At 66.9% G+C, this 7,624-nt stretch carries 5 protein-coding genes; 1 reads left to right on the forward strand and 4 read right to left on the reverse strand.

The genetic code is table 11. From position 1 onward, the window contains the following. Window positions 1-146 precede the first annotated feature (146 nt). A complete protein-coding gene (locus tag KBA48_RS31335; RefSeq protein WP_292912605.1) occupies window positions 147-1,886 on the forward strand; it encodes a peptidoglycan-binding protein in 1,740 nt (579 codons plus the stop codon). A gap of 82 nt (window positions 1,887-1,968) precedes the next feature. Here the strand turns inward: KBA48_RS31335 and KBA48_RS31340 are convergent, their stop codons facing one another. From KBA48_RS31340 to KBA48_RS31355, 4 genes are all read right to left on the reverse strand, one after another. Continuing rightward, complete coding sequence (locus KBA48_RS31340) at window positions 1,969-4,344, reverse strand: 2-hydroxyacyl-CoA dehydratase family protein (RefSeq protein ID WP_292912606.1); 2,376 nt, start codon at window positions 4,342-4,344, stop codon at window positions 1,969-1,971. After that, window positions 4,344-5,597, reverse strand: coding sequence for a CaiB/BaiF CoA-transferase family protein (locus tag KBA48_RS31345; protein WP_292912607.1), 1,254 nt, complete (start codon window positions 5,595-5,597; stop codon window positions 4,344-4,346). Before KBA48_RS31345 ends, KBA48_RS31340 begins: the two co-directional genes overlap by 1 nt. Continuing rightward, complete coding sequence (locus KBA48_RS31350; protein WP_292912608.1) at window positions 5,594-6,793, reverse strand: CaiB/BaiF CoA-transferase family protein; 1,200 nt, start codon at window positions 6,791-6,793, stop codon at window positions 5,594-5,596. The genes KBA48_RS31345 and KBA48_RS31350 overlap by 4 nt, the downstream gene beginning before the upstream one ends. Beyond that, window positions 6,790-7,624 (reverse strand): CoA transferase (locus KBA48_RS31355; RefSeq protein WP_292912609.1); only part of this gene is annotated, 835 nt, incomplete at its 5' end. The genes KBA48_RS31355 and KBA48_RS31350, both read right to left, overlap by 4 nt.

Below are 7,624 nucleotides of genomic sequence, written 5' to 3' on the forward strand. Positions count from 1 at the left end.
CATCAATGACATCCTGTCCCAGCAACGGCATGGTCATCCTCCATCATGGACGGGCACACTGTGATCGGGCGCGTGCGCCCTTGGGTGTCGCACCCAAGGGCGCACGCGCCCGATCACAGTGTGCCCGTCCATGATGGAGGATGACCATGCCGTTGCTGGGACAGGATGTCATTGATGTCGGGGTGAGGAAGATTGGTCAGCGATATGTGCTGGGCGCGCGGGTTCCATTGAACAACCCGAGCTGGAACGGCCCGTGGGACTGTGCGGAGTTCGCTTCCTGGTGCGTCTATCAGGCCTATGGCATGATCTTCGGCACCGGTAATGTCGTCAATCTGGCAAAGGCTGACCCCTATAGCGGCCATTGGTACGACGAGGCCAAGAAAAAGGGCACATTGATCGCCCCGCAGGATGCGTTGAAAATTCCAGGTGCGGTGCTCATCCGGGCACCGGCCCAGGGACTTGTCGGACACGTCGCGCTTTCAATGGGTGACGGAAGCCGGACATTGGAGGCGCGGGGGACGGCTTTTGGGGTCGGCATCTTTGACAAGGCCGGGACGCGGCCCTGGGGTATCGGCTGTCTGCTCCCAGGTGTCGATTATGCGATCCCGACCGTGGCGCCGCAGGTCATTCAGCCGTCGCGACAGAAGCGCACCTTGCCAGCGGGCTATTACTGGCTGAAATCTCCGATTTTCAAGGGCGCGGAGATTGTGGCGCTTCAAAGGGCGCTGGCGGGCAAGGGCGTCGATCCGGGATCGATCGATGGTCAATATGGGCCATCGACCAATGCCGCAGTCATCTCTTTCCAGACACTTCAAGGTCTAGAGGTCGATGGCGTCGTGGGGCCGGGTACGGCTCAGGCCCTTGGGCTGGACTTCCCCGTGGTGCCCACCGCTTCCGACAAACAGGCCTATGCCGAAATCCTCAACCCCAAGGGGCCATCCAGTATCGAGCTTCCGTCCGTACACGATGCGTTTGATGCCGTTGTCGATATCAAGCAGTCCGGCAATACGTTCCATGCGCAGACGCGCAAGGGCGGCAGTTTTATCATCGGAACCTCCACGCCATTTACCGATGACATGCACCGCGTGGGGCTTTTCCAGGGGCCGACGGCGATCAAGGACAGTCTTCAGTTCGGAACCTATCGGGCCGACGATTATAAAGGCGCATTCGGCCAGTGGGCCCACTTCATCGAACCCACACTGACTGCGGAGGGAGGGGCGCGGTTTGCCACCCTCAACACCTATGACCGGGCCGCGTTCACCTTCGGCGCACCGCAGCTTGCCGCGCATACGCCGGGCAAGAATTTCATCCTGTATCTGCGCGCCCTGCTGTCATTGCCCGATGCGGACAAGCATTTCCCCGAATTGTCGCTTCGGCCCAACGCCGCCGGCAAGATCACGGTCCATCTTGATAAGCAGGGTACCTATGAAGACCTGGAACACGCACAGGAGGTGACGCGTCCCAACGGTATCCGGGAAAAGCAATTGCCCCGATTGATGTCCTATCTCAACCCCTCACCTACCAGCATCGACGCTATGGAGCTTTCGGCCGCCGCCCGGCTGATGAACTGGCTGCGTCTGGATCCCAAGGCGAAGGAACTGCAGATCGGCATTTTCATCGACAGCGCCAAGGCCAACCTGGCAAACGCGAAGGCCAAGTTGTCGGCGTTCACCGGCACCGATTGGCATATTGCGCTCTGGATCATGGACATCCTGCATCAAGGGCGTGGTAACTATGCACAAATGGCGGCCGCGCTTGCATCGACCACGCCTGAGAAGGACCTGCGGGCCATCGGTTTTTCGAAATACAGGTCGCGTATCGACGCGATCGAAAAAGCTGTCGCGGTGCTTGAACAGGGACAGGATATGAAGGGTTTCGTCGTTTGATGTACTGCGGCCCATCGCAGAGTAATCAATCGCGGCGGCGGTTCTTACGTCTGGAACCCATGCTTTGCCAGCCGTGCGACCATCACCGCTGCAATGGCGTCACCCTTTCGATGAACCGGGTCACCGCCGCGTCCACGCCCGCCGCATCGGCCCCTTCCTGGTTATAATTATCCAGGTCCAGGCGCAGCACGGGAATGCCCGCTTCCTCCAGTGCGCGCAGCACGAACGGGTCTGCATCGGTCAGGGCCACGGCCCCGTGAACGCCGTGGATACGGGCGTCGCGCACATGCCAGGCGCCGGCCCAGGTGGGCATGCGCAATTCATCCCCCATGGTGACGAACCGCGCCGCCAGCGCCCGCATCGGGTCGCGTCCCCGGTCGTGATGGCGGATATAGCCGTCGGCCGCCAGCGACAGATACATGGAGCAGACGAAGACCGCCCCATGGCTTTCCTCCCAGCGCTGGTAGAAACCCATATCGCTCCACAGCCCGCGCCCCACCCACATCAGGCGGACCCGCTCGTTGGGGCAGGCGGCATCCCCCGCCGCCGCGCGGGCCGCCACCTCGTCATACAGCGCCTTGGCCGCATCGCGCGCCCAGACGGAGCCGCGATGCCATTGCGGCACCATGGTGGCCGGCATCGTATCGACGATGCTGACCGGGGCGGGAGATGTCGCGGCGATCAGGTCGCGGGTGCGGCGGTACCATTCCTCCTGCTCGTTCACCAGATCCATGACTTCGGCGAACCGCGCGGGGTCAAAGCGCTTGCCCGTGGCCGCTTCCAGCCGTGCGACATGCGCCCGCAATTCCCCTTCCATCAGGTCCAGGCGTTCGGGTTCCAGATGCCGGTCCCAGTCGCCCGGCAGCCTCTCCCACCATTCCTTGGGAATGGTCCATCGGCTGTCGAAACTGCGCTGATACAGGAACAGGTCGGCCCCCGTCTCCATGGCCCAATGGCGGAAGATGCGGGATGTGGCGTCGGTGCCGGTCACGGCGGCCAGGAAATCCGGCTTGGGCAGCCCGCCCCAGGGGGCGTTTTTCGCGTCATTATCGAACGCGGCGGCCAGCCCCTGGGCGCTGTACGCCTCCACATCCGCCGGATAATCGTGGTCGCGCAGCAGGCGGAAATACCGGCCCGATTGCTGCTTGGCCGCCACGATGGAGGCCCACCACTGGTTCACCACAAAGGGAATGTCCATGGCGCGCAGGATTTCCTGCGGCGCATTGGCGTTGACCACGGCCAGCGGTGCGCCCGCCGCCACCTGTTCGCGCAAGCCCGCGAACCAGTCCCGCTGGAACTGCCCGAAGCTGGCGACGGCCGACAGCGACTTGCGGCTGCGCGTCGGCGGCGTCAACGCCGCCCGGCCGCCCCCGGCGCGGGCCGGGGACGGGGATGGTTTCGGGGCAGGCGGTGCGGCCGCGGCGGTGGGATCGGCCAGGAACGTGGCCAGCGCCGCCGGCATCGCGCCGTCGCCGTTCCAGGTCACGGCCAGGAAGGGCAGGCCCGCAGCCAGACTGGCGGTGCGCAATGGCTTCACATCCCACGGCGCGGCCTCCTCTCCCGGCCGCTGGACATGCAGCAGGGCGGCGGTACCGGCTGCCTTGGCAGCGGCAACGATGGTGGTCGCCGTATCGGGCGCGCGGCGGGCCAGGGGGGCGGGTGTGGTACACCAGGGCCGCCCCCAATCCTGCGCCTCGCCCACCACAAGGGCGCCAGCCGCTTCCAGCCCGTCATAAGTGCGGAAATCCTCCTGCGTGCTGCCGGTCAGGAACAGGGGCAGGGCGGCGGGCACCACGGGCGGGAGATTGGCCAACAGGGCCGACAGCGATGTCTCCACCTGTTCGAACGGCAGAATGGCGGCGGCGGCCACCAGCCTTGCCGCCTCGGCCCCGGTCAGCCGGCCCGCCGGTCGCAGGTCCAGCACCTGGGCCAGCAGGCCGCGCAACCGCGCCTCGTCAGCGCTCGCCTGTGTCCCGTCGCCCGCCGGGGCGCCGATGCCGTGCAGCCATTCCAGCAATTGCGCCTGTCGGACGGTGTTGTACCGCGTCACCGTTTCGGCTTCGCCATACAGCAGGTCCAGGAAATGCACCGGGCCCAGCCGGTCCCCCGCCTCCCGCGCCAGTTCGCGCAGGGCGGCGAAGACCTGCGGCTGTTCATTGTCGGCGCTGGTGATCAGGACAGGGTCGGGCCGGGCACCTGCGCCCACCAACTGTTCCAGCAGCGACTTGCCCCGCACCGACAGGCCGGCGCCACCCATGATGGCGTCCATCATGGGCGTCGGTTCCGTTGTGGGGACCAGCCGGACGGGCAGCAGCCCGGCCGCCCGCATCAGGGCGCGGGGGGCGTCCACACCCAGCAGGCGGATGGGCCGGTGCCCCTGGCCGCGCAATCTCTCCAGCGTACCGGCAGGATCATCGGCGGCGGCCAGCAGCGGGGCCAGGGCGGGGTGGCGGGCCATCAGATCACCCCTTGCCGCTTCAGGCTTTCCAACTGTTCAGGCGTGTAGCCCGTCAGGCGGGCATAGACATCGCCATTATGCTCCCCGATGGCCACCGGCAGCACGGGATCGAAACCGGTGCGGGCACCAGAGAACAGGATGGGAATGCCCGCCGTGCGCAGGTCGATTTCGGAGGTATAGCTGGGATGGGCGATGGGCATCGTCTCCTGCCGCGCCACCACGCGCGGATCGACCAGCGCATCCTCCGGATGGCGCACCGGGGCCACGGGCACGCCCTGCGCCTCCAGTGCGGCCACCACCTCGGCCACGGGTAATGCCCGTGACCAGGCATTGATCCGCGCCTCCAGTTCGGTGGCGTTGGCCACGCGGGCGTCGCGGGTGGCGAATTGCGGATGCTGCAGCAGTTCCACCTGTCCCATGGCGCGGAACAGGCCGGCGGCCAGCTTGTCATGCACGGCCACCAGAGCGATATACCCGTCGGCGCATTCGAAAACGCCAAAGGGCGACAGGCGCTGCACCGTCAGACCCGTGCGCGACGGCATGCCGGCAGCCGCCATGGCCGACCAGTTCTCGATGGCGACGAACGACGTCAGCGCCCCCAGCATCGACACGTCGATATGCTGTCCCTCGCCGGTCCGGTGCCTTTGTTCCAGCGCCGCCAGGATGCCGATGACCGCGAAGACGGGGGCCAGCATGTCGGCCATGGGCACACCCATGCGCACCGGCGGTTCCCCCGGCGCGCCCGACGTGTACATGGCGCCCGACAGGGCCTGGATGATGACATCCATGGCCTTGCCGCCTTCCGACCCGTTGGCCCCGAAACCGGACAGGGAGCAATAGATCACGCGCGGGTTGGCTTCCTTGGCCGCCGTATAGCCCACGCCCAGCCGGTCGGCCGTGCCGCTGGTGAAATTCTCCACCACGATGTCGCAGCCCTTGACCAGATCGGCGAAGACGGCCTTGGCGTCAGGGTGTTTCAGGTTCAGGCTGATGCCATGCTTGCCGCGCGCGCGGGTCAGGTGGGAAATGGAGATGTCGTCCTCATGCCGGCGTTCCACCACCACGCCGTCGCGCCCGACATAGGGGCTGTTCTCCCGCGCCAGATCGCCGCCGACCGGGTCCTCCAGCTTGATCACCTCCGCCCCCAGCCCCGCCAGCAGCAAGGTGGCATAAGGCCCCGCCAGGGCGCGGGTCAGATCCAGGACACGCAGTCCTTCCAGGGGGCGCTGCTGGCTGTTCTCGGTCGTGCTCATGCTTGTGATCCTTGACGGGCGGACAGGGCGCCCTTGTCGCGCAGGGACTGGATGTCGGTTTGGGAAAGGCCGATGCCGGCCAGAATGGCGTCGCTGTCGCCACCCGCCGGGGCCGCCGGTCGCGGCGGGGCGGTGGGCGTGTCGGACAGGCGGATGGGCAGGCCGATATGCGGGACGGTGCCGCCGCCGGGCAGCGGCACTTCGAACACCATGCCGCGCGCCCGGTTATGCGGGTCGGCCAGGGCGTCGGGCAGGTCATGCACGGGCGCGAACTGCGTATCCGCCGCCGCGAGGATCTCCAGCCATTCGGCCAGGGTCTTGCTGCGGAAGATGGCGGCCAGCGCCGCCGCGATCTCCTCCCGCCGGCTGACATCCATCTGAAGGGCGGCGAAGTCCGGGTGGCCCACGGCCACGCAGAAACGCTGCCAGTAACGCGGCTCCATATCGGTGGTGGTGATGAAACGCCCGTCCGCCGTTTCCCAGATGCCGCTGTCGGCCCGCCGCTTGCCGCGTCCGGGGGCTTTCGACAGGTCGGGATTGCGGGAAATGGTGCTGGCGATCAGGGCCAGCGACGCGTCGGACATGGCCACGTCGACATGCTGACCCCGGCCCGTGCCGGCGCGGGCGATGATGGCGGACAGGATGCCGATGACGGCGTTCGACCCGCTCAACAGATCGGCCACGGGAACACCGGGGAAGCTGGGCCGGGCCGGGTCCTCCCCGATGCGCGACAGGGCGCCCGCGATGGCCAGCGCCACCGGATCATGCCCCGGCTTGTCCCGGTACGGCCCCGTCTGCCCGCACAGGGTGACGGACGCATAGACCAGCCTCGGGTTCAGTTCCAGCATGGCGGCGGCACCGTAACCCATGCTCTCCATCACGCCCGGCCGGTAATCCTCCACCAATATGTCGGCCTTGGCCACCAGCGCCTCGATCACCGGCCGGGCGTCTGCGTGACCGGGATCAATGACCAGACTGCGCTTGTTGCGGGCATAGATGTCGCGGGCGCGCAGCGCGGCGCGGGCATCCGCGTCCAGCCCGTCCCAGCCGAACACCTGTGCCTGCTTGGCCAGTTCGCGCGGGTTCTCCACCCGGATGATATCGGCCCCCAGATTGCCCAGCATCCAGGTGCAATAGGGGCCGGGCAGGAATTTGGAGAAATCGACGACCGTCAGGCCGGAAAGCGGGCCGTTCATCGCGCATCCTCCCGGCTGGTGCGGAACAGGGGGCCGGGCACGCGGATGGTGCGACCCGACACGGGATCGGCAAAGTCGGTGAAGGCCCCACGCGCCGCGTGATGCGGGCTGTGCAGCACATCGTGCGGTTCGTCGATGGCCGACAGGCCCATACCATGCCGGTTGGATTGTTCGGCCAGGAAGGCGCGGGTCTTGGTGGCGAAAAACGCCCCCACGATCTTTTCCCATTCCTTCAGCGTTTCCTGCGGCAGGTCGGCGACCAGGATATTCTCCCACTCCACCCCGGCCAGCGGCCCCGCCATATCATCGGCCTGCATCAGGGCGACCATGGCGCGCATCATGCCGGGATTGTCGACCAGGGCCCAGGTGACCCAGCCATCGGCCACCTTCCAGACCTGATTGACACCCGACTTGCCGCGCACCAGCAGATTGCCCTGCCGTCCGCCGACCTTGCCAGCCCAGTCCCACATCACCGGTTCCCGGTAATTGGCCAGCACGGCGGACTGATAGGCGGAAACGGTGACGCGCTGTCCCTTGTCCTGGCGGGCATGCAGCGCCGTCAGCGCCCCAATCACCGCCTGGATGGCGCCCAGCGCATAGGCTTGCTGCCCCGGCAGGCGCAGCGGTTCCCGGTCCGGGTCGCCGCCGATATGGAGCAGGCCCGACCGCGCCATCAAGGTCAGGTCGGTGGCCGGCCGGTCCGCGCAGGCGAACGGCGTCAGCAGCACATCGATCAGCCCCGGATAATCCCCCGGCTCCACGCCCGGCAGCGGCCCGTTGCGCAGCAGGATATCCGCACCCGACAGCAGGGAAGGCAGGTCGGCATCATCC

Source organism: Niveispirillum sp., from assembly GCF_017996735.1.
Taxonomy (GTDB): domain Bacteria; phylum Pseudomonadota; class Alphaproteobacteria; order Azospirillales; family Azospirillaceae; genus Niveispirillum.

Coding starts and splice junctions, on each gene's coding strand:
- KBA48_RS31350 (WP_292912608.1), bottom strand. CDS start 6,793: ATGAACGGCCCGCTTTCCGGCCTGACGGTCGTCGATTTCTCCAAATTC.
- KBA48_RS31345 (WP_292912607.1), bottom strand. CDS start 5,597: ATGAGCACGACCGAGAACAGCCAGCAGCGCCCCCTGGAAGGACTGCGT.
- KBA48_RS31335 (WP_292912605.1), top strand. CDS start 147: ATGCCGTTGCTGGGACAGGATGTCATTGATGTCGGGGTGAGGAAGATT.
- KBA48_RS31340 (WP_292912606.1), bottom strand. CDS start 4,344: ATGGCCCGCCACCCCGCCCTGGCCCCGCTGCTGGCCGCCGCCGATGAT.